Below are 24,935 nucleotides of genomic sequence, written 5' to 3'. Positions count from 1 at the left end.
AACGCCCAGAAGGAACTCCAGTGCGACACGATCATGAGGGCCGGCGCGTCAGCCGGCGGCGGCTGATCGCCGGTGTCAGCTCGCTCGGGCTCGGCGGCCTGTTGTCGGCCTCCGGCGCCAGGGCCGGCACGGTGACCACGGATCTCTCCTCGCTGCTCGCCGGCGCCGGCACGTGCACGCTGACGCCCAGCGCGACGCAAGGACCCTTCTACTTCGACGCCGGCAAGATCCGCAGCGACATCCGCGAGGGCAAGCCGGGCGTGCGGCTGCGGCTGGGCATCAGGGTCCAGGACAGCGGTACGTGCCGGCCGCTGCGCGACGCCGTGGTGGAGATCTGGCACTGCGACGCGGCCGGGTTGTACTCGGGTGCCGAGAAGGAGTCGAAGGGCGGCAGCCTCGACAAGCCGCTCATGACCGACATGACTCCTTCGGACGACAAGCGTTACCTGCGGGGCGCGCAGGTGACGAACTCCGACGGTATCGTGCAGTTCACCACCATCTGGCCGGGCTGGTACCCGGGCCGCACCGTGCACATCCACGCCATGGTCCACGTCAGCGACAGACGTGTGCTGTGCACGCAGCTGATGTTCGACGAGTCGGTCAACGCCGCGGTCCTGGCCAGGCCGCCGTACTCCGCGCACCCGGGGCGCGACACGTCCAACGACGAGGACGAGGACTTCCGCGACGGCATGCTGATGACGGTCGTGCAGGACGGCGACGGCTACCTCGGCGCGATCGTGTTGTCCGCCGCCCCCGACGGCCGCTAAACCCGCCGGACCACGCGCAGGAGGTATTCCTTCCTGTTGAGCGGGTTGTGGTCCGTACGCGGCCGGTCGGGGGCCGGACCGCGTACGGGCCGGTATCCGATGAAGTCGCACTCCAGCACGCCCTCACCCCGCGTCAGCCCCGGCAGCTGCTGCTCCAGCGCGTGCACCCCCGCCGAGGGGATGTCACCTCCCAGCATGCCGGGGAACTGGGCGCGCGGCATTCCGCCCAGCCGGGCCAGCACGGGCAGGACCTGACCGGCGGTGTCCGGGGGCAGGTCGATGCGGAAGCCGTGGATCGGCTCCTCCACCCTGGTGCCGGCCCGCGCCAGCGCGCTCATCAGGACCAGCGGCGTCAGGTTGCGGAAGTCGCCGGCGGTGCTCGACATGCTCTTGTCGAACCCGCCTCCCATGTGGCTCTGCCTGGCGTAGTAGCCGGTGTGGGTCAGGGTGACCACGCAGTCGACGACCTGCCAGCCGTGCACGCCCTCCCGGAGCGTCTCGTGCACGGTCTCCTCGATCGTCCTCATGAACGCGTACGGCAGCGACCCCAGCTCCACCTCCAGCCGGAACTCCACCCCGCTGTCGCGCGGGCCCGGCTCGACGCGCAGCCCCACGGTGGCGAGGAACGGGTTGGGTTCCTTGCCGATCAGCTCCATCGCGGCCGCCGTGCCGACCGGCCGCTCGACGCAGATGGTGGTCGTCTCGCGGAAGGTGACGTCGATGCCGTAGTCGTCGAGCAGCGTGGCCTGGATGACCTCCTTCTGCACCTCGCCGTAGAGGGAGACCGACACCTCCTGGCGTACGTCGTCCTGGCGCAGGGCGATCAGCGGGTCCTGCTCGGCGAGCTGGGCGAGGGCCAGGTGCAGCGCGCCCTTGTCTCCCGGCCTGACCGGGGAGACGACCGTCTCCAGCGTCGGCGGCGCGAAGTGGCCCTGCACCTCGGCCTTGCGCGGCAGGCCGATCGTGTCGCCGATGCGCACGTCGGCCAGGCCCCACAGCCGGGCGATGCGGCCCGCGCCCACCTCTGGGCGCTGTTCCGAGGTGCCGCCGTCGAAGACGCCGATCGCGGTGACCTTGCCCTCGCGGGCCTGGCCGTACTCCCCTTCGCGGGCGAAGCTCAGCCGGTCGCGGGTGCGGATCGTGCCGGAGAACATGCGCACGTAGGCGATCTTCTCTCCCGCGGGGCCGCGCTCGACCTTGAAGACCGTGCCGGACAGCGGGCCCTCGGGGTCGCCGCCGGCCGGCGGGAGCAGCTCCTGGATGCCGGCGATCAGCGTGTCCACGCCGGCGCCGGTGATCGCCGAGCCGCAGAACACGGGGTGCGTCAGCGCCTGCCCGGTCTGGGCGGCGAGCTCGGCGCGGAGCCCGGCGTACGAGACGGAGCCCTCGTCGTGCACGTACGCGGCCAGCAGCGCCTCGTTGTGCTCCACGAGCACGTCGAGCAGGCGGGCCGCGAAGGCGGGTTCGTCCCCGAACGCCGTGAAGGACGCGCCGGCCGCGCCCTCCCCCGCGGTGGAGCCCATGGGGACGACGGCCGGGGAGAGCTTGTCGGCCAGCTCGCCCAGCACACGCTCGGGGTCGGCGCCCCGGCGGTCGATCTTGTTGACGAAGACGAGCGTGGGGATGCCGAGCCGGCGCAGCGTGCGCATGAGCACGCGGGTCTGCGGCTGCACGCCCTCGACGGCCGAGACGACCAGGACCGCGCCGTCGAGCACGCTCAGCACGCGCTCCACCTCGGCGATGAAGTCGGGGTGGCCGGGCGTGTCGATGAGGTTGACCGTGGTGCCGCCGACGGCGAACGACACGACCGCGGACTTGATCGTGATGCCGCGCTGCCGTTCCAGAGCCAGGGAGTCGGTCTGGGTGTTGCCCTGATCGACGCGGCCGGGCTCGTCGATGACACCGGCGGCGTGCAGCAGCCGCTCGGTCAGGCTGGTCTTACCGGCGTCTACATGCGCGAGGATTCCGAGATTGAGCATACGCACCGAACGTCATGTCCTTTGTCGAGATGAAACTTCCTTCCTGGGCGGACATGGCCGGCGCTCGCATGCTGGTGCTCCTCTGTTCGTTCGGGTCGGGTCAGCACACCAGAACCGCGGCCGTACGGCAATCGGTTTTTCTTGTACGTCGAGATTCCCGACCCGGGGCCGCCGGAGGACCCCGTGGCGGCGCTGCGCCGCGGTTTCGCGCAGCGCTCGCACGTCCTCGAGAAGCTGCGCGAGGACGGGTGCGAGGACTGACCACCGCGCCAGGACTCCTCACCTCACGCCGCCGAGCCGGCTTCGTCCTCCTTCTCCGTCTCTCCCTGCCGCCGTACGGCCCGGTCGAGCTCCTGCTTGGCGATCCTGAAGCGGGCGCAGCGCGCTTCCAGCTCGCGTTCGTCGTCTGGGTTCGGTTGGTCGATCATGTCGAACGACGTGATCACACCTCGTCCGCGGACGCGACCGCCTTGGCGGAGACTTGTGGCTCCAGCGACTCGACCGTGCCCCGCTCGCCGTCGACCCTGATGCGGTCGCCGTCGCGCAGCCGCATGGTGGCGTTGCCGGTGCCGACCACGGCCGGGATGCCCAGCTCGCGGGCGACGATCGAGGCGTGCGACAGCGGCGCCCCCAGGTCGGTCACCACGGCCGCGGCCCGCGGGAACATCGGTGTCCAGCCCACGTTCGTCAGCGTCGTGACCAGGATCTCGCCCGGCCTGAGCCGCTGTCCCTCCTCGGGACCCGAGAGCACGCGGGCGATCCCCTCGACCACGCCGGGAGCGCCGGGGAAGCCGGTCACGGTGTCGCTCACGGAGACGGAGGCCCCGCGCGCGTCGTGGAGGTCGGCCCGGCGGCCGGGGTCGGCGGCCCAGCGCACCGGGTCGAAGCGGCCGACGATCAGCGCCGGATAGGGCGGCAGCGCGGCGTACCGCTCGTAGGTGGCCCGCCGCACCGGCACCCGCTCCAGCGCCGACGGGTCGCCGCGCAGCAGGGCGAGCAGTTCCTCCAGGGACAGGAAGAACACGTCGTCGCCCCTGCCGGTCAGCTCCCCCGCGCGCAGGGCGAACGCCCGCAGCACCCAGAAGGCCCTGATGTTCTCCGAACGGGTCGCCTCGCGGTCGCGCACCACGGCGGCCCACCGCTGGACCCGGGCGCGCATCCTGGCCTCCTTGCGGGGGTGACGTCCGGCGAAGCGCCGCCACGCCGCCTCCCTGGCCTCGGCCTGCCGGGCGAGCAGCGCCTCCGTGCCGTCCCGCAGGTCGCGCAGGCCCGCGAGCTGGGCGTCGATCCAGGCGGGGTCCTCGCCGGGGCGCGGCTTCGACACCTCGAACTCGTGGGCGCCGCGGTGCCCGTACGTGCGGGCGAACTCATCCCGGGTGATCTCTCCCCTGGCCAGCCTGGACAGGCCCGTCACCGGGCCCAGGCTGGCCAGCTCGCCTCCGGTGGTGACGCCGGTCAGCATGGCCTCGGCGTCGACCTCGCCCATCAGCCTGCGCAGGCGGTCGCGGGTGAAGACCAGCGTCGTGCCGCCCTGACGGCCGGCCGCCTCCAGCATGCTGCAGGCGGTGACCGTGTGCGGCCGGATCTCCGTCTCCCACAGCGTGGCCAGCGCGGCGGCCGAGCCGGTGGCGGCGATCCGCTCCCGCAGTTCCTCGCAGCGCTGCTGGGACGTGGCCAGGAAGGCGTGCATGCCCTTGAGGTTCGTACGCACGCGGCGGCGGATGCGCACGGCCATGGGCAGCACGCGCCGGAGGATCTCCCACCGGGAGGTGTTCACCAGCGGCACGTCGAGGCCGGGCGGGACCTTGCCGAAGACCTGCTCGATCGCGCCGAGCCGGCCTTTCATGCCCAGGGCCGTGGCGATGGAGTGCACGACGCTCAGGTTCATGTAGAAGCGGCCGCCGATGTTGCCCACCAGGTCGAAGCCGGGCAGGGTCGAGGCGGACATCGCCTCGGCGATGAACAGCCGCACGAACGACCAGGTCAGCGGCGTCATCACGTCGGGGATGGCCTCGCCCAGGTTGCCGCCGGTCCACAAGTAGTCGCCCTTGAGGCTGTCGTTCCACTCCTCGACCTCGGGGGCGAGGCCGGTGATCGGGCGGGCCTGCACGACGGCGAACGCGCCGTCACGCAGGGCCCATTCGACGTCCATGGGCGTGCCGTAAAGCTCCTGGATCCGCGCGCCGATCCCGGCCAGCTCGACGGCCTGCGCGGCGTCGAGCACGGCTTCGCCGCGCAGGCCGGCGGGCACGGGCTGCTCCTGCGTGCCCGTGGGGGTGCGGACGGTCATGACCGTCTTGTCGCCGGTGCGCGACCGGACGACGGCGCCGCCGGACACGACCACCGTGTCGGGGGTGACCTGCCCGCCGACGACCGCCTCGCCCAGCCCCCACGAGGCGTTGATCACGGTCTCGTCGCGGGCGCCGGTGACCGGGTCGGCGGTGAACATCACGCCGGCCGCCTCCGCGTCGACCAGTTCCTGCACCACCACGGCCAGCGCCACCTCGTCGTGGGGGACGCCGTTCCGGTCGCGGTAGGCGATGGCGCGCGGGTTCCACAGCGAGGCCCAGCAGCGCCTGACCGCGTCGAGCACGGCGTCGCCCCTGATGTTGAGGTAGGTGTCCTGCTGCCCGGCGAACGACATGCCGGGCAGGTCCTCGGCCGTGGCTGAGGACCTGACGGCGACGGGCACGTCGTCGCCGAGCGCCGCGTACGCGCGGCGGATCTCCTCGGCGATCCCGGCGGGCATGTCGTGCTCGGCGAACATCCGCGCGATCGCGGCGGGGTCGGCGGAAGAAGCCCTGAGGATCTCGTCGCGGAACCCGGCCACGAACGCGCGGTAGGCGCCGGTGGTGACGTGGAACCCGCCGGGGACGGGCAGCCCGGCCCTGGCCAGCCTCGCCAGCGAGGCGCCCTTGCCGCCCGCTGTCGCGAGGTCGGCGGCGGCGTCATCGAGGGGGATCACGGCCCTCATCGGATGCTCCCGTCCATCGAGGTCTCCAGCTTGGTCTGCGCGATCTCCGTGACGGCGTCGAGGAAGCCGAGCGTGGCCCGCGCCACGGCGTCGGCGTCGTCGCCGGAGAGCGGGCGGCCGGTGCTCATAGTGCGCTCGATGGTGTCGGCCACGAGGTCGGCGACCCGGTCGTCGGAGGGGCGGGCGATGCCCTGCATGCCCTCGGGAAGGAACAGGAACCCGTACAGGACGGAGCCGGCCACCATGGCGTGCTCGCCCAGTTCTTCGCGCACGGCGCCGCGCTTGATCAGCTCGGTCATGTAGGAGCCAAGGGCGGGCAGCAGGTCGGGCGAGCCGGCGCCGCGCCGCTTCTGGCGGGTCAGCTTGCCGAGCACCTCGGAGTCCTCGCCCAGCAGCGCGTGGAGCAGGGGCCGGCGCAGCAGCTCGCGGGCGAACGCGCCGTAGAGCGCGCTGAGCGTGGCGGGCTCACTGCGGCGCACGTCGTCCAGCATGAGGACCCGCTCGCGGCGCAGCAGCGCGGTGAACAGCGCGTCGCGGGTCTTCCAGTGCAGGTAGATGGTGCCCTTGGCGACGCCGGCGCGCTTGGCGACGTCGTCGATCGTGGTCTTGTCGTAGCCCCACCGCAGGACCAGCTCGGTGGCGGCGTCGAGGATCCGGTGCGCCCGCTCCCGCTGACGCGCCGGATCCTGCGGAGGTCGTCCAGGCCTGACCATTCATCTCACCCCGTTTGTTTGACTGAATGAGATTATGCGGTCATTAAATTATGCGCAAGCGCGGGTGACGGTCAGCCGAGCTTGGCGAGCAGCGTCTCCGCCTCCGCGGCGAACGACGCGTCGCCGGTGTCCAGCGCCCTGCGCAACAGCTGCCCGGCCTGCTCCAGGTCGCCGCGCTCGTACCGGATCTCGCCCAGCCGGAAGGCCGCCTCCGCGACCAGGTCGGGCTGCTCGGTCAGGCTCAGCGTCTGCTCGTAGTACCGCAGCGCGCCGTCGCGGTCCCCCAGCCAGTAGCAGAGCTCGCCGAGGTGCGCGGCGGCCAGCCCCGACTCGGAGTCGCCCGCGTCGATGACCCGCTGGTACCAGGTGAGCGCCTCGCCGAAGTCCCGTTCGCGCTTGGCCAGCGCGCCGAGGTACATGGCCGCCAGCGCGCCGTTGTGCCCGTCCCCCTCACCGGCGGCCCTGTCGGCGGCCCTGTCGGCGGCCCTGTCGGCGGCCCTGTCGGCGGCCCTGTCGGCGGCCCTGAGGTACCACTCGCGCGCCCGCTCCACGTCCTCGTCGTGGTAGGTCTGCCCGAGCGCGATCATCGCTCGTACGGCCCGTTCCGCGTCACCGGCGTCGAGCACCCGGCGGTAGACCTCGCGGCCCTCGTCGACCTCGCCCGCCTCGACCAGCGCCTGGGCCAGCGCGGTGAGCACGGTCGGATCGCCGCCCTCCGCCGCCTCCCGCAGCGTGTGCAGCGACTGCTCGGTGTCACCCTGGCCGCTCTGGAGCAGGCCCAGCATGCCGGCGAACACGCCCCTCGCGGGACTGTCGGCGTCGCCCGCCTGGCGCTCGGTCAGGTCGTAGAAGGCCTCGGAGTCGTCCTCCGGGTCGAGCAGCTGGAGCAGCCTGCCGCCGGCCGCGAAGCGGACGTCGGGGTCGTCGTGCTCGTTCAGCCTCTCGTAGATCGCGCGGGCCTCGTCCGTACGCCCGAGCTCGGTCAGCCGCTCGGCCACCGCCAGGTCGGCGGCGGCTCCGGTCCACCTCAGCTCGTAGTAGCCGCGTACGGCCTCCGGGTCCTCGCACAGGTCGCCCAGCGTGCCGGCCGCCTCGGCCGCGCTCTCGCCCATGAGCGCGAGCACCTGCATGGCCGCCGCGTGGTCGCCGCGCCGGCAGGCCAGGTGGGCGAGGACCTCGATGTTGTTCAGCGCGGTGCCCGCCAGGTCCGTGCCGGTGCCGGCGGCCACCTCGAACGCCCTGGCGGCGCCGAGATCGTCGCCCTCCTCGTGCAGCCACATGCCGAACTGCATGCCGGCCCTGCCCATCGCGCCCGGGTCGCCGGATTCCATGGCCAGCCGGACCTCGCGGGCCGCCCCCTCCGTGTCGCCCAGCTCGCGCAAGGCCTTGGCCAGGTCCACCCGCATGCTGGACGTGGTGCCGGGGAAGCCGACGTCGATGCCCTGGACGTACGCGCGCGCCGCGGCCTCCATGTCGCCCCTGGCCTTGCGGGCATCGCCGCGCGTCCAGTACGCCATGGCCACGGTCTCGGGGTCGCCGGTGGCCAGGGCCGCCTCGGCCTCTTGCTCCAGCGCGTCGTGGTCCTCCTCCTGGAGCAGATGGGCGAGCAGGTGGCGGCGGCATTCGAGGTCGCCGGCCGCGGCCCCCTCGGCCAGCGCTGCGCGCGCACCGGCGGTGTCGCCGCGCTCGCGCAGCAGGTCGGCGAGGGACAGCGCGGTGGCGGGCAGCGCCGCCCTGGCCGCCTCGACGGCTCCGTCGAGGTCGCCGCGGCGCCGGCGTACGATCGCGATGTTGCGCCAGGCCGTCCCGGCCGTCTCCGCCCGCTCGGTGGCGGGCAGGAAGGTGAGCTCGGCCCGGCAGGGGTGACCCTTGGCGGCCAGGGCCGCGCCGAGATCGAGGCGGGCCTGCGCCGCGAGCACGGGCCCGCCCAGCCCGGCGACCAGCTCGAAGAACGGGCTCGCCACGGCGGCGTCCATGTCCTGGGCCCAGGACAGGACCTCGGGCAGGGCCTGGTCCAGGTCGGCGGGGGCCGCGCCGGTCAGCAGGTCGCGGACCCGGGGCAGGTCCTCGGCGTCGAGCGCGAGCAGCACCCCGGCCACGACCTCGGAGCCGGTCTGCTCCGTCAGAGCCGCCAGGGCGCCCTGCCGGTCGCCCTCGGCCGCCAGCACCCAGGGCAGTTCCTCGGGGGTGGCCCGGCCGAGCAGGTGGCGGGAGACGGCGGCGGCGTACGTGTCGTCCTCCTGCGCGGCGGCCCGCTCCAGGGCGAAGTGCGCGGACTCCGTGTCACCGGCCGCCATGAGGCAGCGGCCGGCCTCCAGCATGGTCAGCGGCTCGGAGTCCGGGTCGATGGCCGCCGCCCGCTCGAACGCCGCCCGCGCGGGCTCCAGGTCGCCGGTCCTGGCCAGCAGGGTGCCGCGCAGCCGTTCCGACTCCCCGGTCGGCTCGGGCGGCGCGGCCGTGACGGCCGCCAGCGCGCCCTCGGCGTCGCCGCGGTCGAGCAGGAACCGGGCCAGGTGCAGCGACGCGTTCTCGCCCAGCGCCGCGGCCAGCCGCTCGCCGGCCTCGTCCACGCGGCCGCAGGCCACCAGCGCCTCGCCGAGCCCCAGGGCGACCGGGACCCGCAGGCTCTCGTCCCCCGCCTCCGGCACCGCGGCGAACGCCTCGGCGGCCTCGGCGTGCTCACCGAGCTCCATCAGCGCCCGTCCCGCGGAGCGCAGCGCCACCGCGGTCAGGCGTTCGTCGCCTCCGGTGGCGGCCTGCCGCCACGCGTCGACGGCGCCGCGCCGGTCACCGGCGTCGTCGCGCAGGGCGCCCAGGTAGCAGCCGGCCCGCTGGCGCAGGTCCGCATCCCCCGCCGCGACCAGCAGGGAGAGCGCCCGGTCGGCGGCGCCGGTCTGGCGGGTGCGCTGCCAGGCGTGCGCGCACTCCATCGCGAGCACGCCGGCCATCCCCTGCGTGTCCCCCTCGGGGAACGCCGCCGCGGCGACCTCGAAGTCCTGGCCGAGCAGCGCGTGCCCGAACGTGCTGACCTCGTCGGAGCCCAGCGCGAAGGCCGCGCGGGCGGCGTCCGGATCGTCGAGCCTGACCCTGGTGTAGCCCAGCGGAAGCGCGCTGCGCTCCCCCTCCCCCTGGGCGATCAGCCGCTCGTGCAGGCGGCAGACGGCCAGCAGGTCGCCCTGCTGCTCGTACAGGCCCGCGAGGTCGGCGGCGGCCTCCATCCGCAGGCCCCGGTGCGCGGCCCCCGCCGCCCGCTCGTACGCGGCCCGCGCCAGCAGCGGGTCCTCCTCGGCGACGAGCCCGCCCAGCGCGTACGCCACCCAGGCCGCCAGCGCGGGATGGCCGTCCTCCCAGGCCCGGCGCAGCAGCGCGGTCGCCTCGTCGGTGTCCGGCAGCACGTCCTTGCGGATCAGCGCGGCGTACGACAACGCCAGCGGATCGCCGGAGCCGGCCGCCCGGTCGAACAGTTCGGCCGTGTCGGACAGGTCGATCCCGATCGACACCAGCACCTGCGCGAACACGGCGGTCCCGATCGCGGCCACGGCGGGGTCAGGGTGATCCAGGGTCTCGCGGTAGCGGGCCAGCCCCTCCTCCCTGCCCAGCCGCTGGTGACCGAGCATCGCCACGAGCACCGGGTGCAGTTCGTCGCCCGACTCGCCCAGCAGGTGCAGCAGGAAGGTCGCGCTGAACCCCTGGAGCAGGTCGTCGCTCTCGGCCACGTACGTCAGCAGTTCGTCGGCCTGTTCCCGGTCGCCTTCGCCCAGCTCCAGCTCGGCGAGCGCCACCATGGCGCGCAGCGACTGCGCCGGCGCCTCCGAGTCGGCGGCCCTGCGCAGCAGCCGCCTGGCCTCGGCGAGGTCGCCGTCGCGCAGGCGGGCCAGGCCCTCGTCGGTGTCCTGGAGCGCCTGCTCCTCGACGGGATCGGGCAGCGGCTGCCGCATGGCGTCGTGGTCGAGCAGCAGGCCGGCCTTGAACGCGGCGTCGGCGTCGGCGTGCCCGGCCGCGTACGCCGTCAGCTCCATGATCTCGTCGTGGGCGCCGGGATGCTGCTCCAGCAGGATGCCGAGCAGCGTGACGCCGACCGAGGCCCACTCGCTCTCGCCGGCCTCCAGCACCGCGCGCAGCGCGGCCAGCGCCTCGGCCACCTCGCCCGCCTCGGTGTGCATCTGGGCCAGGCACGCCTGGGCCTCCACGGCGTGCTCGCGCTGCCCGCTGGCGATCACCCTGCGGAAGATCGCCTTGGTCTCGTCCACGTCGCCGAGCCGTGCGGTCACCTTGGCCAGCTCGATCAGCGCCGGCAGCCGGAGGTCGGGCCTCGGGTCCTCGGCGGCCACGCGGTAGGCGGCCGCGGACTCGGCGTACTCGCCGAGGTCCACCAGGACGGCTCCGAGCAGCTTGTACGCCATGGCCCGGTGATCGGGGTGCCCGACGGCGATGGCGTGCTCGCACACCTCGCGGGCGGCGTCGAACTCCTCCTCCTCGGCGTACATCTGGTAGAGCTGGAAGGCCGACAGTGACACCACCTCGGGGTCGCCGCAGGTCAGCAGCGCCTGGTAGTCGTTCTCGGTCTCGGCGGCCTCGTACAGGTCGCGGGCAGAGGCGGGGTCCTGCTCGAACTCCGGCAGTTCGAGCCGCGCGGCCAGCTCGGCCACGGCGGGGCTGTCACACTTGCGGGCGCGTTCGAGCGCCTCCTGGGCGCCCTGCGCGTCGCCGAGGTGGGTGCACACCAGCACCATGGCCGTCTCGGCGAGCGCGGCCACCTCGAAGTCGGCGCCGTCGGAGGCGATCGTCAGCACCCTGTGGGCCGCCGGCCATTCCTTGGCGTCGACCAGCATCATGCCCATGGCCATGGCCGAGCGTTGCCCGAACACGGGGTCGCCCGACTGGATCACCGAGCGGTGGGCCGCCTCGGCGCCGTCCAGGTCTCCTTGTTCCTGCAACACGCCCGCCAGCAGGTGGGACGCCTCCGGGTCACCCGTGGCCGCGATCTGCCTGAACAGCGCGGCGGCCTCGTCGAGTTCTCCCGCTCTCCAGTGGTTCATGGCCGCGTCGAGCTGTTCTGACGCCATCATCTCTCCAAGGTCATCCAATAATGTGAAAAAGCTACACATGCACCACCCATGGTCACAGCCATTCCGGGATCTCGGAGCCCGTGCGCGGAGAAGTGGGGCAGCGCCGTAGCGTGGTGCCCATGGGCAAGGCGTTCTGGATCGACCAGGAGTTCGACAGGGACCGTGACGGGCGCTATGCCGTACACGTGCGCAAGAACCTCGAGGAGTTCGAGTGGGGTGACATCGCGCCCGTCAGGTTCGCCTGCGCGGCCTGGCGGCTGGCCACGCCGCCGTCACTGACCCCCGGCTACGTACGCTGGGACCGCCGCGTCCTCGAGGCGACCTGCCACCGCAACACCTGGGACGGCACCCTCTACGCCCGCGTCAGGGTCGTCTCGCCGCTGCCGGAGGAACTGACCCGGTCGCGGGCCTGGTGGCGCGACCGCGGATGGCTGGGCTGGCAGGAGACCTTCGGCCAGTACGTCGAGCCGACCCAGCAGGACCTCGCCAGGATCCCGTTCCTGCGGGCCACGCTGCTCGTCGAGGCGCCGGTGCCCCTCGACGACCTGCCGCCGGAGCCGGAGGGCCCCCACGACGAGGTCGAGCAGAGCGCCCACCGCGCGGTGGCGGTGCTGGCCCGCGAGCTGAACGCCCTGGTGTCGCCGGTGCTCGACCAGCTGGGCTGACCAGGCGATCAGCCACTCCAGCCACTCCAGCATGCCCGGCGCACGCCTGGGTAGCAGGAGGCGCATGAGGATGCCGTTCGCCGTACTGGCCGTACTCACCGTCGCCGGCTGCGCCGTGGACACCGCGTCGCCCGCGCGCGCCGCGGAGCGTTTCCACGCCGCGATCGCCGGGCGGCAGGAGGACAGCGCGTGCGCCATGCTCGCCCGCAGGACGGCCGAGAAGCTGCCGGGGCCGGGCCAGACGTGCGCCGACGCGCTGCGCGAGGTGAAGCTGGGCCCCGGTGGCCGGCCCACCGCGGTGAGCGTGTGGGGCGAGGAGGCCCAGGTGCGCCTGACCGGTGACACGCTCTTCCTGCACCGCTTCAGCGACGGGTGGCGGATCAGGGCGGCGGGCTGCCGGCCGGTTCCCGACCTCCCCTACCAGTGCGAGGTGGAGGACTGATGCGGGTGATGTTCGCGCTGACGACGCTCATCATCGTCGTGGGGCTCGCGTGGTTCTTCGCGATCGGATGGTCGCGGTTGTGAGACGGCTCAAGGACAACGCACTCTCCCTGGTGTTCCTCATCCTGTTCGTGGCGTCGGTGTGCGGGCAGGCCGTGGCGGGGCTGCTCGACTACAACGACCGGCAGGCGGCCGCGGGCTCGGAGCCGGTCTCGCTGCTCGACTACGTGGCCTCGTCGTCCTTCGCGGTCGACGTGGCCGAGAACTGGCAGTCGGAGTATCTGCAGTTCTTCCTGTTCATCATGGTGACCGTCTGGCTCGTGCAGCGTGGCTCGCCCGAGTCGAAGGAGCCGGGGAACGAGGGCGCCGAGTCCGACGAGCAGCAGCTGATCGGCCGGTACGCCCCGGACGGCTCGCCCGCCTGGGCGCGGACCAAAGGGCTGCGGCTCTGGTTGTTCAGCAACTCGCTGGGGCTGGTGATGGGCGTCGTCTTCGTGCTGTCGTGGCTGGCCCAGTCGGTGGCGGGGCAGGCGGCCTACAACGCCGGGCGGCTGACCGACCTGCGCGACCCGGTCTCGTGGGGCGCGTACGTCACCTCGCCGGAGTTCTGGAACCGCAGCCTGCAGAACTGGCAGTCGGAGCTGCTCGCCGTGTTGTCGATGGTGGTGCTCTCGATCTATCTGAGGCAGCGCGGCTCGCCCGAGTCGAAGCCGGTCGGGGCGCCGCACGCGGCCACGGACGTGGAGGGCTGACCTGTGACGACGGCGACGATGCGGGTGCCGGGGGCGAAGGCGCCCTGTCGGACGAGGTCGAGGATGCCGTACAGCATTTTCGCCACGTAGGTCCGTTCGACCTGATATTTCGCGATGAATCGCTCAAGGTCCGGCGTTGACTTGGCGTATCCGCCGAAGTGGTAGTCCAGGTTGATCTCCCAGTTCGACCACGTACGGCGGTAGGCCTCCCGTTGCAACCTGGCCACCTCACCGGCAAGGAACCCGGCGCCCTTCAGCACCGCGAACCCGATCGCCCGCCTCCCCTCGGGCAGCCCGGCCGAGATCCCGGCCAGCGTGCCCCCGGTGCCCACCGGGCAGCAGATGACGTCGTAGTCGCCGGTGATCTCCCCCGGCAGCTCGGCGCACCCGCGCACGGCCGCGGCGTTGCTCCCGCCCTCCGGCAGGATCGCCACGTCACCGCCCCACCGCTCCCGCAGCCAGTCCTGCACCTCGCGGGTGTGCTTGCGCCGGTAGGCCGCCCGGTCGAGGTAGGTGAGCGTCATGCCGCAGGCGGCCGCGTACGACAACACCGGGTTGAGCGGCAGGTGCTCCTCGCCTCTGATGACGCCGATCGTCTCAATGCCGTGCCGCCGGCCGGCCTCGGCGACGGCCCTGATGTGGTTGGAGTAGGCGCCCCCGAACGTCAGCAGCCGGCGATGGCCCAGGTTGTGCTTGAGCTTGCGCGGTTTGTTGTCGTCGTGCACCAGGAACACCCGGACCTCGCCGAGCTCCGGGTCCAGGAGTTCCTCCATGGCGCTAGTCTACGGTCGGGCCTATGTTGAGGAGTGTTCGGTTATGCGCGTTGTTGAAGCTTTTCGTGCCGCCTATGGCGCGTCCCCCGAGACCGTCTGGCACGCGCCCGGCCGGGTCAACCTGATCGGCGAGCACACCGACTACAACGACGGCTTCGTCCTCCCCTTCGCGGTGCCGTGGGGCGTCACCGCGGCGGTCACCCCGCGTTCCGACGGGACCGTCCGCCTGCTGTCCCTCCAGTCCACGGACGGCCCCGTCACCCTGGCGAACCACGACGAGTCGACGGGCTGGACCCGCTACGTCGTGGGCGTGCTCGCCATGCTCGGCGACCGCGTCCCCGGATCGGCGGCAGGCGCCGACATCGCCATCGACGGCGACGTCCCCCAGGGGGCTGGCCTCAGCTCCAGCGCCGCCCTGGAGGTGGCCGTCGCCTCCGCGCTCAACGACCTGCACGGCCTCGGCATGACGCCCATGGAGATCGCCCTGCTCGCGCAGAAGGCCGAGAACGACTTCGTCGGCATGCCCTGCGGCATCATGGACCAGGCGGCCTCGGCGCTGTGCGCGGAGGGGCAGGCGCTGTTCCTCGACTGCCGCTCGCTCGCCTCCAGGAACATCCCGCTCGACCTGGCCTCCCACGGCCTCAGCATGCTCATCATCGACACCCAGGTGCACCACGAGCACGCGGGCGGCGAATACGCCAAGCGCCGCGCCGAGTGCGAGTCGGCGGCCCGCATGCTCGGCGTCCCCGCGCTGCGCGACGTCACCGACCTGCCCGCGGCGCTGGAACGCCTCCAGGGCGACGAGCGCAAGCGCACCATGCACGTCGTCACGGAGAACCATCGCGTGGAAGCCCTCATCGGGCTGCTGCGCGCGGGCGCGGTCGCGGAGATCGGCGCGCTGCTGAACGCCTCGCACCTGTCGCTCAGGGACCAGTACGAGGTGTCGTCGCCCGAGCTGGACGTCGCCGTGGAGGCGGCGGTCAAGGGCGGCGCCAGGGGAGCGCGCATGACGGGCGGGGGCTTCGGCGGCTCGGCCATCGCCCTGGTGCCGGCGGACCGGCTCGACCGCGTCCAGGAGTCGGTGGCCGGCGCGTACGCCGAACGCGGGTTCCAGGCGCCCCGCTTCCTCCCCGCCACCCCGGCCCGCGGCGCCCACCGCCTCTGACCGGCGCCGTGCCGTACGGCGGCGGACGGACCCGCCGCGTCAGAGGGCCGGGAAGTCCGGCGGGCGGCGTTCGAGGAAGCCGGCGACGCCCTCGGCGAAGTCCGGCCGCTCGAAGGAGGCGAGCATCTCGTGGGTGGCCGCCCGCGCGGACTCCTCCAGGGTCGTCTCCCAGTCGTGCCAGACCTGCCGCTTGATCACCGCCATCGACGCGGGCGAGCTGTGCGCCGCCAGTTCCAGCGCGTACGCCCGCGCCTCCGCCGCCAGCCGCTCCCCCGGCACCGCCCGGTTGACCAGCCCCAGCTCGTACGCCTCCCGCCCGGTGAACACCCGCCCCGACAGGAGGAGGTCCATGGCCCGCTGCTGCCCGACGAGGCGCGGCAGCACCCAGGACAGCCCGTACTCGGCGATGAGCCCGCGCCGCGCGAAGGCCGTCGTCCACTTGGCCTCCTCGGCCGTCATGACGAGGTCGCAGACGAGCGCGTGGACCATGCCCAGCCCCGCGCACGCCCCGTTGACCGCGGCGATGACCGGCTTGCCGATGGTCGTCGGGAAGGTGGCGGGCCTGGGGTCGGGCCGCTCGTCGTAGGTTCCGGACCGTAGGGCGTCGAGCGTCTTGAAGTCGGCGCCCGAGCAGAATCCCCTGCCGGCGCCCGTGACCACGACGGCCCGGACCTCGGGGTCCTTCTCCGCCTCCGCCAGCAGGTCGAAGTAGCGCCGGCCCATGGCGGCCGTCCACGCGTTGAGGGTGTCGGGACGGTTGAAGGTCAGCGTGAGCACGCCCTGATCGACCGTTGAGAGCACGAGTTCCGCCATGACCCCAACCGAACCATGTTCTAGCCGTGGGTGGCAAGGCTATCGGTGGTGCACGAAGGCCGGGGTGAGAACGCGGGTGTCGTAGTAGCGATGGAAGACGGGGGTGGCGCCGCCCGACAGCGGTGGCACGATCCACGACCAGTCCGCGGGGCAGACGCGCCCGGCCTTCTCCTCCTTCGACAGGTGCGTGAGGAAGCGGCGTGACTCCGTGTGGTGGTCGGTCATCGTGACCCCGGCCCGCTCGAACGAGTGCAGCACCGCCACGTTCAGCTCCACCAGCGCGTGGTCGCGCCACAGGGTACGTTCCGTGGAGGTGTCCAGGCCGAGCCGCTCTGCGGTCACGCCGAGGAGGTCGTACCTGTCCTCGTCGGCGAGGTTGCGGGCGCCGATCTCGGTGCCCATGTACCAGCCGTTGAAGGGTGCGCACGGGTAGCAGATGCCGCCGATCTCCAGGCACATATCCGAAATAGCCGGAACAGCGTGCCAGCGCAGCCCAAGGTCGGCGAACCACGGATACTCGGGATGCGTCAGCGGCACCTCCAGAACGGCGTCCCCGGGCAGGTTGCACAGCAGCGCCTCGCCCAGCCCCGGCTGGACGATCAGCGGGAGCACATCGAACCGGCCGGAGCCGCCGCGCCACCCCATGCTCTGAGCCAGCTCGGTCAGCCCGGCGTTGCGCGGGTCGCCGACGACGCCGCCGGGCGTGCGGTAGCCGGCGTACCGGATGAGCTGCTCGTTGAGCACCCGAGGCCCGCACATGGCCGGGGTGTCGGGGGGCAGCACGGTGATCGTGGGCCTGATCTTGCCGTTGCCGGTCGCCTCGCGCAGGTGGGCGACGCATTCGAGGGCCACCCCCTCGGCCGTGCTCACCTGCCTGCGGTCGCGTACGCGAAGGGACCGCCAGTAGAGCCGGCCGATGCACCGGTTGCTGTTGCGCCAGGCCACCCGGGCGCCGAACGCGAGCTCCTCGTACGTGTGCGTGTAGGTCCCGGTGCGGGCCACCTCCCTGGTGACGTCCCGCAGCCGTGCGTGGAGCCCTCCCACAGCGGGGTTCTCGGCGTGGAAGAGCCTGAGGAAACGCTCCGCCTCGCGCAGGTCGGCGGTACGCCCGAGCACGGCGTTCATGGCCTGCACGGCGGGCGTGTCGAAAGGACGCAGTGACTTGATCCAGGTGGGCACGCGGCAACCAGTTCCTCCGTCGTCGGATCGCCCCGCCGATTCCGGGTCGGCGGTTCGTCCTGGTGGCGGCGCCCTCTCCTCGCCCCCGACATGATGTCCCGCGGCTCCGGTCCACCGGACCGGTCGCCCCATCTTTCCGCGACGAGCGGCGCTTTGTCCGGCCAACTTGAAAATACGTGTTGATCCCGCTACAAAGCGTGAAACGGTCTCTATGCGCGGCGAGCGGCTCCTACTAGTGGATCTTGGCTAGTACAGTGTCTTCCCGATTCGGGAGGTGATGGGTGACTCCCCGGGACGAACCGGACGACCCGCGAGGCGTGAGCGCGAACGCCCTCGGCGTGGTCATCGACGCCGACGGCCGGCGCGCCTCGGGGCAGGACTTCCAGGCGCTGGCCGACCAGCACGAGCGGCTGACGGCCGCGCTGCGCAGCAGCCTGCGGTCCGGCAGCGGCCTGCCCTTCTGGGAGGTCGACACCCCGTTCGGCGAACTGGCCGAACACCTGCTGCAGCGCCACGTGCGCACCGGTGACGGCCTGCGCGCCGCCGGGGACGGGCAGGTCGTCATGGCCCGGCGCAACGTCGCCGTCGAGCAGCTCAACAGCACGACCGTCCAGGACCACACGTGACGGCCGTCACCGACGATCCCGCCATCGCCGCCGACTTCGGCCTCCTGGGCCTCCCGTCCATCCCCGACCCGTCTCCGGCCTACCGGCAGGCCGAAACCCTGCAGGCCGTCGCCGACCACTACACCCGGCTCGCCGGCGACGGCGCCGCGGCCTCCTGCCGCGCCGCCCTCAACCAGGGCCCGGCCGCGGACGCCGCGGACCGGCACGTCAACGGCCCCGGCGGCGCCCTCCCCCAGACCAGCGGCCTGGCGGGCCACTTCGGCCTCGTCGCCGGCCTGCACAACAGCGCCGCACAGTTCGTCCAGCACGGGAAGACCCGCCTCGCGGCCTACGCGGCCGCGGCCGCCGCGCTCGCCCTGGCCGTCCCCCAGGTCCGCGCCTGGGTCAGGGCCAGAGCCCTCCGCCTGTACCAGCAGTTCCGCGCCGTCCTGGCCAAGTTCGGCGACCTCTACCGCAAGCTCCTCGCCAGAGTGGCCTCGGGGACGGCCCGGACGGGCGGCGGCGTGCCGGCGGTCCGCGCCGGCGCGGAACGTGCCACGGCGCTCTCGGCCCGGGAACGTCAGGCCGGCCGCCTGCAGCCGCCCGGCCCGCTCGAACGCGACATGCCGCTGCCCAGGCCCGCGGACCTGCGTTTCGAACGCGACCAGCAGGGCCTCATCGTCGCCGTGAACGGCCGGCCGGTGCGCGAGTTCGTCGGGGACCTGACGCTGACCAGGTCGTCGGAGTATCTGGCCCGCCGGGAGGCGGCACGCGACCTCGCCTTCTCCAGGGCGAAGGCCGGTCCGGTCTACACGCTGCTCATGGACCGGCGCACGGGAAGACTGTACGAAGGTCTCAATGACATGCTGCGGCGGGTGCCCGACGACCTGCACCCCCTCCTGCGGGAACGCTATGACAAGTTCTCCCACTGGGCTCGCCGCAACGGGCCCTTCCAGCACGACGAGGGCTGGCCGCCGGGAGGCTTCCCGCACTGGAGCGAACCGGGCACCCATTCGGAGGTCACCGCGACCAGCAAGGCCCTGTGGGACCGTACGCGCGACGGCGAGACGGTGACCGCCGGGACGTTGCGGGAATTCCATTTCGACAACCGCTTGCTGTCGGAGCATTATCAGGGCATCACCGCCCGGCAGCGCATACCGTGCTGCGCCAACTGCACTAATTTCTTGTACGACACACCGAACTCCGTCGGCTACTTCACCCGATATCCCTCCGCGGGGCAGAGCCCGCTGACCGAGTTCACGCCGCCATGGGCCACCTGAGGTCGGGAACCAGCATGCGCATCACGATGAACGACCTGGAATACGACCAGGACCAGCGAGTCCGCTATCAGGGCGCCCCCTACAGCGGCACCGCGTGCGAGCTCTATGCCGACGGCGCGGTCATGACCGAGCAGACGTTCGACCAGGGGGTCCCGCACGGACTCGCGCGGGCCTTCTACCCTGACGGCCGCGTCGAGTCGGAGTGGCGGCACGACCGCGGCCGCCGGCACGGCTCGTTTCTGCGCTGGCATCCGAACGGCCGGCTCGCCGAGGACCGGATCTACGAGCACGGGGAGCTCGTGTCGTGCCAGGCCTGGCACGAGGACGGGACACCCGACGACGGATAGCGCGGTGTGGCGCTATCCGTGGATGAGGTCGAAGTCCGCGAGGAGCCATTCAACGCCGCTGACGACCGATGTCCGGGGTCGTGCACAGGGCGTTGTCGATCAACGTGCTTTGGGCCTGTACCACGCGCAGGACGTCGTCCGCGGAATCGGCGAGGACGCCCGACAACGAGACCGTGACGCTGCGCCGGCCGTCGGCGGAGACGCCGACGGTGCTGATCCAGCCGGAGTCGCCGCCCTCGTGACCCCAGTACGTCCCACCACAGGACAACGGGCGTGAGAAGAGCCCCAGCCCATCGCGGCCCCCGGGCATGAGCTGCTCGAACTCCTTGCCGACCGGGATGGTCTGTTTCATCTGTGCCAGCTGCGCCGGCGGCAGGAGCCGGCCGCCGAGCAAGGCGCGGAAGAACCGGTTGAGATCGGCGGTAGTGGAGACGAGTCCGGCCTCTCCATTGGTGCCCGAACCGACCTGCTCGGTGACGTCTACGAGCGGTTCGCCGGGCTTGAACCTCTGGTAGGTCTTGGCGTGTGGCCGGGGCAGCGTGGGCGAGGTGCCCGGCCAGAAGGTGTGATGGAGGCCGAGCGGCCGGACGATCCGATTTCGTACCTCCTCATGCCAGGGGTTCCCGGTGACCCTTTTGATGATCATGCCGAGCAGGACGTAGCCGGTGTTGGAGTACTTCCACTCCTTACCGGGCTGGAAGTCCGGCCGGTGGCGCATCGCCCGGGCGACGATCTGCTCGGGGGTGTAGGTGTCGTATCGGTTCCGGTAGAAGTCCTTCGCTGAGGTGTAGTCCGGATAATCGTCGTGGATGCCGCTGGTGTGCTGGAGCAATTGGCGGATCGTGATCGTGCGGCCGTCGTTGCCCTTGCCGGCCACCGCTCCGGGCAACCACCGCTCGACCGTGTCATCCAGCGAAAGCTTGCCGTCGCCGGCCAGTTGCAGGATCACGGTGGCCACGAACGTCTTGGTGACGCTGGCGATCCGGAAGTAGCCGTTCCGCGGGACCGGTCGCCGGCCCTTCAGGTCGGCGACACCGCTGATGGCCGTGAGGTTCCGGCCGTCACGGGTGGTCACACGGGCCTGGACGCCCGTCACGCCGAGCGCGGTGATCGCGGCGGCGTCACGTCGAAGCTGGACCTGGTCGTCGTGCCGGCCGGCGGCGCTCGCGCCGGGCACGCTGGTGAAGAGGGTGCCGGCCACGACGGTGGCCAGAGCCAGGTTTCGCCGGATGAATCGGCCGCGCCGCGGTGACAGAATCGGGGATCTGGTCATGGGCAAGACGCTAGGTCTGGCGGGGGGAAGCGGACGATACAGCTCACCAGTGAGAAAGAACGGTAGGTGGCTGTAGTGCCAGGCTCGGCTGCCACGGTCCAGACTGGTGCGGATGAACCACCATGGGACAAGTCGGCTTGCGGCGATGTGGCGCGGTCTGGGCTACCTGCTGGGAAGCCTGTTCTTCGCCGCGGTCGCCCTGTTCGCGCTGCCCGTACTCATACTCCCGATGATGGCTCGTGCCTGGGCGTCCTGGCATCGTCCCCGCGCCGACCGGTTGCTGTTATCTCCGCGTTCTGGCCCCGTCCGTGTCGGTACGTGGCGTGTTCTCGGATGGCTGTTCACGTCCATCGTGACGGGTCTGGCGTTCGGGCTCGTCGTGGTGGTGTGCGCAGGCAACGCGTTGGCCACTGCGGTCACGGTGCCTTTGTGGTGGGCCCTGCCCGTCGGCACCCGCGCGGGTGGCTTCGCCCTCGGTGTTCCACTGACCGGGTGGGGCACGGCGTTGACCCTGGGAACCGTACAGATCGTCATCTTCGCCGCCCTGACCTACTGGCTGGTTCCCTTGCTGGCGCGGCTGCACGCCCGGATCTGTGTTGCGTTGCTGACCCCCTCGGCTGCGGAGCGGCTGACGCAGCGTGTGGAGACGCTGACCGAGACGCGGGCCGGCGCCATGGACGCGCATGGCGCGGAACTCCGCCGGATCGAACGTGACCTGCACGACGGCACCCAGGCTCGGCTGGTGGCCATCGCCATGCGGCTGGGCGCGGCCCGTGAGTCGCTGAGCGAGGACCCCCAGACGGCGGCCGGCCTCCTACAGGCAGCGCATGAGGGTACCGAAGAGGCTATGGCGGAGCTTCGAGGCGTGATCCGCACGATTTACCCACCGATCCTCGCCGATCGCGGCCTCGCCGGGGCGCTGACCGCCCTGGGGACCCGATCGGCGATCAACACCACCCTCGACATCGGCGACCTCGGCACGATCCCCGCCGCGGTCGAGGCCGTGGCCTACTTCACGATCGCCGAGTCGCTCACCAACGCTGCAAAGCACAGCCAGGCCACCCGGACCACCGTCCGTGTCGCACGCGTCGGTGACCAGCTGTCCATCGAGGTCACCGACGACGGGATCGGCGGCGCCGACGAGACGCTGGGCACCGGCATCGCCGGAATCCGCCACCGCGTCCTGGCACTCGACGGCACGGTCCACGTACACAGCCCTGTCGGCGGCCCGACCACGATCACCGTGAGCCTGCCATGCGGGTCGTGATCGCCGAGGACAACGTCCTGCTGTCCAGCGGGCTGGAACTCTTGCTGACCGCCAAGAACTTCGACGTCGCCGCGATCACTCAGGACGCCCCCGGCTTCATCGCCGCCGTCACCGAACACCGGCCGGACGTCACCATCGTCGACGTACGGCTCCCGCCGACCTTCCGCGACGAGGGTATCCACGCCGCCCTCCACGCTCGCCGCCAGTATCCCGGCCTGCCGGTGCTCGTACTCTCCCAGTACGTCGAGCAGCAGTACGCCGGCGAGCTGATCTCCGATGGAAGCGGCGGCGTCGGCTACCTCCTCAAGGACCGGGTGAGCCGGGTGAGCGAGTTCGTTGACGCCCTGCGGCGTGTCGCCGCCGGCGGCACCGTCATGGACCCCGAGGTGATCGCGCAACTTCTCACCCGTCACGCGCACGATCCGATCGCCGGCCTCACACCGCGCGAACGCCAAGTGCTCGCCCTGATGGCCGAGGGGAAGGACAATGCCACAATCGCGGCCCGCCTCGTCATCACCGAGAACGCCGTGCACAAGCACATCGGCAACATCTTCGCCAAGCTCGGCCTCTCACCGGACGACAGCGGCCACCGCCGCGTCCTCGCCGTCCTCACCTACCTCAGCAGCCAGTGAGCGAGCTGTGTCAGAGAAAAAGCACCAGATAGGGCCGAAGCTGCGCGCGCATGGGACAGGTCGCGGGGGAGGGGCGGCGGTCCGACTCCCTCCAGCACGGACAGCAGCGGCGGCTCGTGGACGAGCGCCGTGGTGAGCAGTTCGGGGCGGTGTGAGAGCAGGTCCATCGCGATGAACGCGCCCAGGCTGCCGCCCCATACGGCCGCTGGGCCCGCGCCGAGGGATTCGATGGGCGCGGCGAGGTCGTTGGTGTGCCGGCTGATCGTGCTCGGCGAACGGTCATCGGAGGACAGGCTGCTGCGGAAGTATCCGTGGCGGTCGTAGGTCACGGTGGTGTACGTGTCGGCCGGCAGAGACGCGATCGTCTCGAAGTGAGTGGCGTCCACCCCGCCGCCGGGCACGAAGATCAGCACGGAACCGCTCCCGCGTCCCTCGTGATAGATCCGTGCACCGCCGGTCTGGAGGTGTCCGGTACGGAAGTGGTCCGCTGCCATTCGCGGGCTCATGGGTCGAACCAGTGCGTGAAGGTGTCCTCGGCCCGCCAGGTGCCATCCGGCTCCAGCCGGACGGTGAAGGCGCCGCGTCCGCGCAGCCCGGCCAGCTCGCCGGTGCCGGAGCCCGGCAGCACCGTCCTGTAACCCTGTGCCGACCCGGGCCGTTGCCCGAAGCCGTAACAGGTCAGTACGAAACTGCCTGAGCGGCCATCGACCGAGCCGACGATGCGCTCGACCCCGGTGACGATCTGTGAGCCGTCGGGCTGGACGACGCGGACGTGGTCGGCGTGCCCAACGCCGACGATTCCCCCGCTGAAGTGCTCCGTACAGGAGCCGGTCGACTCCGTACTCCTCGACCTGGGCCAGGGTGGCCTTGTCGATGCCCGGTGCGCCGTTGTTGGTGCGCACCGCCACCCACGCGCGCTGCAGCACGTCTCTGCGGCAGACCTTGTCGAACAGCGCGTGGAATCTCCGTCCGGGATCGGCCTTGGCCGCCCGGTAAAGCGCATGCTGCAGGGCACGGACCGGATCACGCGGAACCCGTGGTTCCCGCGATCCCGAAGCGGCGGGACTAGCCTGACCGGTCCAGTTCCCGTCGTCACTATCGATGCGTTCCGCGCCCCATACGCCGGGGAGTCCTTGATGGCTGCGCTTCCAGGATCTTCACCGCGTCCATGGCCTTCGCCCCGGTTCGAGGCTCGGCACTCTCTTGTCCCACCCCGAAGGGCGGGCTGAGTAACGACGCCGCAGGCTTCGCTTCATGCTACGGACCGCATCGTCGCTCCCCCATTGACAGGGCCTTTGACGCGGGCTTCGACCCCGCCCGTTTCCAGACGAAGCCGCCAGCCTGCTACCGGGCCTCCTGGCAGCTACCCGGGCCGGACTTACACCGGCAAGCGACGACGAGCTTACGAACAGCAAGATCAGCCGCTACGTCACGGCTTCACCTCCTGCTCTGCTGGGCGCACGGAATCGCCTCAGTCAGCGACCAAGCCCATCGCGCTGACCTCCAGCTCGCCAAGGTTGGATCCGGACGCGTTGCACACAGTCGTCCGGAGTGACCCTGCATTTTGCCCCATGGACAGACCTGTCATGGCGTCAGGTCAGGCGCTGGTGGGCCGTCGAGCAGCAGTTCGACCTGCTCGCGAAGCAGCGGGGCCTCCGCGCCGGCGTCGAAGTCGCCGCCCGCCACCCGGGAGGCGAAGCCGTCGATCAGCAGCATGATCCAGACGGTGAGGCGGTCGGGCGTCATGTCGGCCCGGATCTGACGTTGGCGCTGGGCAGCCGTCACGACGTCGCGTACCCGGCTCCGGGTGGTGCCTTCGTCGGCCTGCAAGGCGGCCCTGATGTCCGCGTTCGAGGTGAGTCCGCCGACCATCGTGATGAAGCTGGCCGCCCGTGGGTCGGTGAGGTCAGCGACGGCGTGATCGACGTAACCGAGGAGGACCTCCCTCGGCGGGGTCGCCTGATCTTGGGAAGCGAAGAAGTCACGGGTCTCCTCGGCGCCGAGCTCCAGGATCGCGACCAGGAGTGCATTCTTCGTGGGGAAGTGGTGGAAAAACGTGCCTGAGCCGACCCCGGCGATCCGGCAGATCTGCGCGGTGGTGGCGCCGGCGTAGCCGTGCCGGGCGAAAGCGGTCAGCCCGGCGTCGATGATCTGGAGCCGGCGGGCCCGGCGGAGCGTGGGATCGATGGGGCGAGGCATAGGCACTATCCTAGTTAATGGAGTAGCTACTCCATTAACTCT

The 24,935-nt window shown here is 71.6% G+C and carries 22 protein-coding genes; 10 read left to right on the top strand and 12 right to left on the bottom strand.

Features of this window, described 5'->3' with window-relative positions; translation table 11 throughout:
- The first annotated feature begins 20 nt into the window (after positions 1-20).
- Complete coding sequence (locus E1295_RS03810) at positions 21-767, top strand: intradiol ring-cleavage dioxygenase (protein ID WP_132628248.1); 747 nt, start codon at positions 21-23, stop codon at positions 765-767.
- Here E1295_RS03810 and E1295_RS03805 read toward each other — a convergent pair.
- From E1295_RS03805 to E1295_RS03790, 5 genes are all read right to left on the bottom strand, one after another.
- Positions 764-2,746 carry an elongation factor G gene (locus E1295_RS03805; RefSeq protein ID WP_220448524.1) on the bottom strand — a complete coding sequence of 661 codons (1,983 nt, stop codon included), beginning with the start codon at positions 2,744-2,746 and terminating at the stop codon, positions 764-766. The two genes, E1295_RS03810 and E1295_RS03805, sit on opposite strands and share 4 nt — an antisense overlap.
- A gap of 284 nt (positions 2,747-3,030) precedes the next feature.
- The gene (locus E1295_RS48460; RefSeq protein WP_166427061.1) at positions 3,031-3,174 is read right to left on the bottom strand and encodes a hypothetical protein; all 144 of its coding nucleotides are present in this window, start codon (positions 3,172-3,174) and stop codon (positions 3,031-3,033) included.
- Between the two features lie 14 nt (positions 3,175-3,188).
- On the bottom strand, positions 3,189-5,720 hold the full coding sequence (locus E1295_RS03800) for a PEP/pyruvate-binding domain-containing protein (protein WP_132628246.1): 2,532 nt from the start codon (positions 5,718-5,720) through the stop codon (positions 3,189-3,191).
- Complete coding sequence (locus tag E1295_RS50635) at positions 5,717-6,433, bottom strand: TetR/AcrR family transcriptional regulator (protein ID WP_246079822.1); 717 nt, start codon at positions 6,431-6,433, stop codon at positions 5,717-5,719. Before E1295_RS50635 ends, E1295_RS03800 begins: the two co-directional genes overlap by 4 nt.
- Before the next feature lie 71 nt (positions 6,434-6,504).
- Positions 6,505-11,502, bottom strand: a complete 4,998-nt coding sequence (locus tag E1295_RS03790) for a tetratricopeptide repeat protein (RefSeq protein WP_166427060.1) — start codon at positions 11,500-11,502, stop codon at positions 6,505-6,507.
- Between the two features lie 119 nt (positions 11,503-11,621).
- On the opposite strand from E1295_RS03790, the gene E1295_RS03785 reads away from it, so the two are divergent.
- From E1295_RS03785 to E1295_RS03775, 3 genes are all read left to right on the top strand, one after another.
- Entirely contained in the window at positions 11,622-12,167 is a 546-nt protein-coding gene (locus E1295_RS03785; RefSeq protein ID WP_246079821.1) for a hypothetical protein, read from the top strand.
- Positions 12,168-12,231: 64 nt separating this feature from the next.
- Positions 12,232-12,609 carry a hypothetical protein gene (locus tag E1295_RS03780; RefSeq protein ID WP_132628244.1) on the top strand — a complete coding sequence of 126 codons (378 nt, stop codon included), beginning with the start codon at positions 12,232-12,234 and terminating at the stop codon, positions 12,607-12,609.
- A 79-nt stretch (positions 12,610-12,688) separates the two neighbouring features.
- A complete protein-coding gene (locus E1295_RS03775) occupies positions 12,689-13,360 on the top strand; it encodes a DUF6766 family protein (RefSeq protein WP_220448521.1) in 672 nt (223 codons plus the stop codon).
- Here the strand turns inward: E1295_RS03775 and E1295_RS03770 are convergent.
- Positions 13,285-14,133 carry a 1-aminocyclopropane-1-carboxylate deaminase/D-cysteine desulfhydrase gene (locus tag E1295_RS03770; RefSeq protein WP_132628242.1) on the bottom strand — a complete coding sequence of 283 codons (849 nt, stop codon included), beginning with the start codon at positions 14,131-14,133 and terminating at the stop codon, positions 13,285-13,287. The genes E1295_RS03775 and E1295_RS03770 overlap by 76 nt on opposite strands.
- Positions 14,134-14,176: 43 nt before the next feature.
- Here E1295_RS03770 and galK point away from each other — a divergent pair, with 43 nt between their 5' ends.
- Positions 14,177-15,298 carry a galactokinase gene (gene galK / locus E1295_RS03765; protein ID WP_132628241.1) on the top strand — a complete coding sequence of 374 codons (1,122 nt, stop codon included), beginning with the start codon at positions 14,177-14,179 and terminating at the stop codon, positions 15,296-15,298.
- Between the two features lie 39 nt (positions 15,299-15,337).
- On the opposite strand, the gene E1295_RS03760 is transcribed toward galK, so the two are convergent.
- Complete coding sequence (locus E1295_RS03760) at positions 15,338-16,111, bottom strand: enoyl-CoA hydratase-related protein (protein WP_132628240.1); 774 nt, start codon at positions 16,109-16,111, stop codon at positions 15,338-15,340.
- Between the two features lie 39 nt (positions 16,112-16,150).
- Positions 16,151-17,290 carry a nitric oxide synthase oxygenase gene (locus tag E1295_RS03755; protein ID WP_246079820.1) on the bottom strand — a complete coding sequence of 380 codons (1,140 nt, stop codon included), beginning with the start codon at positions 17,288-17,290 and terminating at the stop codon, positions 16,151-16,153.
- 317 nt (positions 17,291-17,607) lie between these two features.
- On the opposite strand from E1295_RS03755, the gene E1295_RS03750 reads away from it, so the two are divergent.
- Genes E1295_RS03750 through E1295_RS03740 form a run of 3 tightly spaced genes read left to right on the top strand, consistent with a single transcriptional unit; the run spans position 17,608 to position 19,522 of the window.
- On the top strand, positions 17,608-17,916 hold the full coding sequence (locus E1295_RS03750) for a hypothetical protein (protein ID WP_132628239.1): 309 nt from the start codon (positions 17,608-17,610) through the stop codon (positions 17,914-17,916).
- Positions 17,913-19,175 (top strand): YwqJ-related putative deaminase, encoded by a 1,263-nt coding sequence (locus E1295_RS03745; RefSeq protein ID WP_132628238.1) that lies wholly within the window; start codon positions 17,913-17,915, stop codon positions 19,173-19,175. The genes E1295_RS03750 and E1295_RS03745 overlap by 4 nt, the downstream gene beginning before the upstream one ends.
- A 14-nt stretch (positions 19,176-19,189) precedes the next feature.
- Entirely contained in the window at positions 19,190-19,522 is a 333-nt protein-coding gene (locus tag E1295_RS03740; RefSeq protein WP_132628237.1) for a toxin-antitoxin system YwqK family antitoxin, read from the top strand.
- 49 nt (positions 19,523-19,571) lie between these two features.
- Here the strand turns inward: E1295_RS03740 and E1295_RS03735 are convergent, their stop codons facing one another.
- Positions 19,572-20,795, bottom strand: coding sequence for a serine hydrolase domain-containing protein (locus E1295_RS03735; RefSeq protein WP_132628236.1), 1,224 nt, complete (start codon positions 20,793-20,795; stop codon positions 19,572-19,574).
- 112 nt (positions 20,796-20,907) lie between these two features.
- On the opposite strand from E1295_RS03735, the gene E1295_RS03730 reads away from it, so the two are divergent.
- Together E1295_RS03730 and E1295_RS03725 are read left to right on the top strand one after the other, a co-directional pair.
- A complete protein-coding gene (locus E1295_RS03730) occupies positions 20,908-22,062 on the top strand; it encodes a sensor histidine kinase (protein WP_132628312.1) in 1,155 nt (384 codons plus the stop codon).
- A complete protein-coding gene (locus E1295_RS03725) occupies positions 22,050-22,694 on the top strand; it encodes a LuxR C-terminal-related transcriptional regulator (RefSeq protein WP_132628235.1) in 645 nt (214 codons plus the stop codon). The genes E1295_RS03730 and E1295_RS03725 overlap by 13 nt, the downstream gene beginning before the upstream one ends.
- On the opposite strand, the gene E1295_RS03720 is transcribed toward E1295_RS03725, so the two are convergent.
- The 3 genes from E1295_RS03720 to E1295_RS03710 all read right to left on the bottom strand — a co-directional run bounded on the left by E1295_RS03720 (position 22,676) and on the right by E1295_RS03710 (position 24,893).
- Positions 22,676-23,107: an alpha/beta fold hydrolase gene (locus tag E1295_RS03720; RefSeq protein ID WP_132628234.1), complete on the bottom strand. Its 432-nt coding sequence runs from the start codon at positions 23,105-23,107 to the stop codon at positions 22,676-22,678. The genes E1295_RS03725 and E1295_RS03720 overlap by 19 nt on opposite strands.
- Positions 23,108-23,196: 89 nt before the next feature.
- Positions 23,197-23,697 carry a DUF3224 domain-containing protein gene (locus tag E1295_RS03715; protein WP_246079829.1) on the bottom strand — a complete coding sequence of 167 codons (501 nt, stop codon included), beginning with the start codon at positions 23,695-23,697 and terminating at the stop codon, positions 23,197-23,199.
- Between the two features lie 581 nt (positions 23,698-24,278).
- On the bottom strand, positions 24,279-24,893 hold the full coding sequence (locus tag E1295_RS03710) for a TetR/AcrR family transcriptional regulator (protein WP_132628232.1): 615 nt from the start codon (positions 24,891-24,893) through the stop codon (positions 24,279-24,281).
- Positions 24,894-24,935: the final 42 nt, after the last annotated feature.

The sequence above is a fragment of the Nonomuraea mesophila genome, from assembly GCF_004352805.1.
Lineage (GTDB): Bacteria > Actinomycetota > Actinomycetes > Streptosporangiales > Streptosporangiaceae > Nonomuraea > Nonomuraea longispora.
This window is presented reverse-complemented; position numbering and strand designations above follow the sequence as displayed.

Bases quoted from the DNA above. Each gene is read 5' to 3' on its own strand.
- E1295_RS03805 (WP_220448524.1), bottom strand. From the start codon at position 2,746: ATGCTCAATCTCGGAATCCTCGCGCATGTAGACGCCGGTAAGACCAGC.
- E1295_RS48460 (WP_166427061.1), bottom strand. From the start codon at position 3,174: ATGATCGACCAACCGAACCCAGACGACGAACGCGAGCTGGAAGCGCGC.
- E1295_RS03800 (WP_132628246.1), bottom strand. From the start codon at position 5,720: ATGAGGGCCGTGATCCCCCTCGATGACGCCGCCGCCGACCTCGCGACA.
- E1295_RS50635 (WP_246079822.1), bottom strand. From the start codon at position 6,433: ATGGTCAGGCCTGGACGACCTCCGCAGGATCCGGCGCGTCAGCGGGAG.
- E1295_RS03790 (WP_166427060.1), bottom strand. From the start codon at position 11,502: ATGATGGCGTCAGAACAGCTCGACGCGGCCATGAACCACTGGAGAGCG.
- E1295_RS03785 (WP_246079821.1), top strand. From the start codon at position 11,622: ATGGGCAAGGCGTTCTGGATCGACCAGGAGTTCGACAGGGACCGTGAC.
- E1295_RS03780 (WP_132628244.1), top strand. From the start codon at position 12,232: ATGAGGATGCCGTTCGCCGTACTGGCCGTACTCACCGTCGCCGGCTGC.
- E1295_RS03770 (WP_132628242.1), bottom strand. From the start codon at position 14,133: ATGGAGGAACTCCTGGACCCGGAGCTCGGCGAGGTCCGGGTGTTCCTG.
- galK (WP_132628241.1), top strand. From the start codon at position 14,177: ATGCGCGTTGTTGAAGCTTTTCGTGCCGCCTATGGCGCGTCCCCCGAG.
- E1295_RS03760 (WP_132628240.1), bottom strand. From the start codon at position 16,111: ATGGCGGAACTCGTGCTCTCAACGGTCGATCAGGGCGTGCTCACGCTG.
- E1295_RS03740 (WP_132628237.1), top strand. From the start codon at position 19,190: ATGCGCATCACGATGAACGACCTGGAATACGACCAGGACCAGCGAGTC.
- E1295_RS03735 (WP_132628236.1), bottom strand. From the start codon at position 20,795: ATGACCAGATCCCCGATTCTGTCACCGCGGCGCGGCCGATTCATCCGG.
- E1295_RS03730 (WP_132628312.1), top strand. From the start codon at position 20,908: ATGAACCACCATGGGACAAGTCGGCTTGCGGCGATGTGGCGCGGTCTG.
- E1295_RS03725 (WP_132628235.1), top strand. From the start codon at position 22,050: ATGCGGGTCGTGATCGCCGAGGACAACGTCCTGCTGTCCAGCGGGCTG.
- E1295_RS03715 (WP_246079829.1), bottom strand. From the start codon at position 23,697: ATGCGCTTTACCGGGCGGCCAAGGCCGATCCCGGACGGAGATTCCACG.
- E1295_RS03710 (WP_132628232.1), bottom strand. From the start codon at position 24,893: ATGCCTCGCCCCATCGATCCCACGCTCCGCCGGGCCCGCCGGCTCCAG.